Source organism: Ruegeria marisflavi (assembly GCF_025673445.1).
GTDB lineage: Bacteria > Pseudomonadota > Alphaproteobacteria > Rhodobacterales > Rhodobacteraceae > Ruegeria_B > Ruegeria_B marisflavi.
Genome location: NZ_JAOVQN010000062.1, coordinates 1 through 2,045 on the forward strand (window position 1 = coordinate 1; position 2,045 = coordinate 2,045).

Annotated in this window: 3 protein-coding genes and 1 pseudogene; 1 reads left to right on the top strand and 3 read right to left on the bottom strand. The window is 55.8% G+C overall.

Annotation, left to right across the window (positions count from 1 at the left end):
• Positions 1-861 (top strand): aminomethyltransferase family protein (locus OEZ49_RS22940; protein WP_263390462.1); only part of this gene is annotated, 861 nt, incomplete at its 5' end.
• Here the strand turns inward: OEZ49_RS22940 and OEZ49_RS22945 are convergent.
• The 3 genes and pseudogenes from OEZ49_RS22945 to OEZ49_RS22950 all read right to left on the bottom strand — a co-directional run.
• Positions 858-1,511: a LysR substrate-binding domain-containing protein gene (locus OEZ49_RS22945; RefSeq protein ID WP_263390463.1), complete on the bottom strand. Its 654-nt coding sequence runs from the start codon at positions 1,509-1,511 to the stop codon at positions 858-860. The two genes, OEZ49_RS22940 and OEZ49_RS22945, sit on opposite strands and share 4 nt — an antisense overlap.
• 111 nt (positions 1,512-1,622) lie before the next feature.
• Positions 1,623-1,760: pseudogene (locus OEZ49_RS23160) on the bottom strand (LysR family transcriptional regulator); the annotation flags it as partial.
• Positions 1,736-2,045: hypothetical protein (locus OEZ49_RS22950; protein ID WP_263390464.1), on the bottom strand; the 310-nt coding region annotated here is incomplete at its 5' end. The gene OEZ49_RS22950 and the pseudogene OEZ49_RS23160, both read right to left, overlap by 25 nt.

Genomic DNA, 2,045 nt, shown 5'->3' on the forward strand with positions numbered 1-2,045 from the left:
TTCACATGGGTCAAATCTCGGTGGAAAATTATGGGGCTACCGGGTCACTTCTCAGCAAAAATCAACATCATGGGCTCCAGCATCGCCGAGCGCTATCACAGCAGGTTCTTCAAGGCCGTTCAACTGCCGGAAGGCACCACCTTCGAGAGCAAGACGGCAGATATATGCGGCTTCAACGTCGCCGGGCCCAAATCGCGAGAACTGCTGAGCGGGTTAAGCCAAACCTCTTTTGCAACTGAAGATTTCCCCTTCATGCGCTCAAAAAAGATCCAGATCGCCGACATTGACGCGCTGGCGTTGCGGGTCTCATTCACGGGTGATTTGGGTTGGGAAATCCACTGCGCCGCAACCGATCAGGCGGCACTTTATGCTGCGCTGCTGGATGCTGCGCACAAGCTGGACGGCGGCCCTGTTGGTGCCCGTGCTCTGATGAGCCTACGTGTTGAGAAGGGCTATGGTTCCTGGAGCCGCGAATACAGCCCTGAATATTGGCCGCAAGAAGCGGGCATGGCGGCGCTGTGCAAGATGGACAAAGATTTCCTGAACAAGGATGCCGCTGCCGCCAATCTGGCGAAAACTGCTCGCGAAACACTTGTGTTGCTGGCGCTGGATGAAGAACAGACCAACGCCTCCAACGCCGACGCCACGGGAGGTGAGCCGATTTTTAAGAGTGGCAGACCGGTCGGCAAGGTTTCGTCCGGTACCTACGGTTATTCCGTCGGCATGTCACTGGCGCTTGGCTATGTGAGAGGCGTGGCTCCCGGCGAAGAGGTCGAGGTCTTTGTTCTGGGTAAACCGCACAAAGCCAGAATCCTGCACGAGCCGCCCTTTGACCCGCAAGGCACGCGCCTGCGCGCCTAGAGCGCGGTGCTTAGTCCCGCGAGCCAAGCCAGGAAACGCTCTGCCAGCGGGTTAGGAAACGCCTCTTTGACAAGGGCGCGGCGCGGCACTTCAATGCCGAACTCCGGCCCGAACGGGGCGACCAGGTCTCCCCGTTCCAAATGCTTCTTGACCAATAGCTGCGAGGCCAAAACCACACCTTGGTGTGTAATCGCCTCCTGATACGCGAGAATATTGAGGCTGACCCGAGATAATTGCGTTTCCTTGGGCAGCATTACGCCATGCCGGGAAAACCAGGCCGACCATCCAAAATTATTCACATCGTCATCGACCACAGATTCGATCGTGATCAGATTGGCGCGCGTCAGATCCTTGGGCGCTTTCGGGCGCAGTTGCCTGAACAGTTTCGGCGACATCACCGGAACCAGCGTTTCCACATGCAGCAACCTTTCGGAATATCCCGGCGGACAAGACAAAAAGGACGTGATGATGATGTCAACATAGTCTGGCACCGTAGCGCCGGTATCGATCTGCGAGACGATGCGAACCCGGGACGGGGTCTCAGCGTCATGAAACTCGCTGAGCCGCGGGGCCAACCACATCGCAGCAAAGGTTGTGTCCGCCGACAATGTGATAGAGGGAGGCGCGATCGCACGGCAAATTTCACCCACCGATCTTTGCAATTCTTCAAAACCTCGCCTTAGCGAAGGTAATGCCGCGAGCCCCGCTTGCGTCAGGGATATCTGAGGCCCTTTTCGGACTACCAACCGGATTCCCAACCGGTTCTCAAGGATGTGTACCTGCCTCGCAACGGCGCCAGGCGTCACACATAGCTCTCGTGCAGCAGCGGTAAAGCTACCGCAACGAGCGGTTGCTTCAAAAGCGCGAAGCGCATTCAGGGGAACTTGAGAGAGATGCAATATTGATATGTTTGTCGTCGGAGTTTTTTGGAACTCTGAGTTTGTATCGTAACGGAGGCACTGGTTTGGTTTCTGTTTGAGTTTAGGCGGAAGCGGCTTTGTGCTGCAAGCGGCGTTTTCGGAATGTCTGTTTCTTGATCTCCTCTCTCATCTTCAGGATTTTCGCGCCCCGACCGATGAGCTACCCCCAAAATTTCGGACACTGACGTAGTTCGTCCTGAACAACTCCCATCGGGTTGATTTTGTTTTGAAATATTACGGTATCTCTCGCGATCAGCTGCAGGG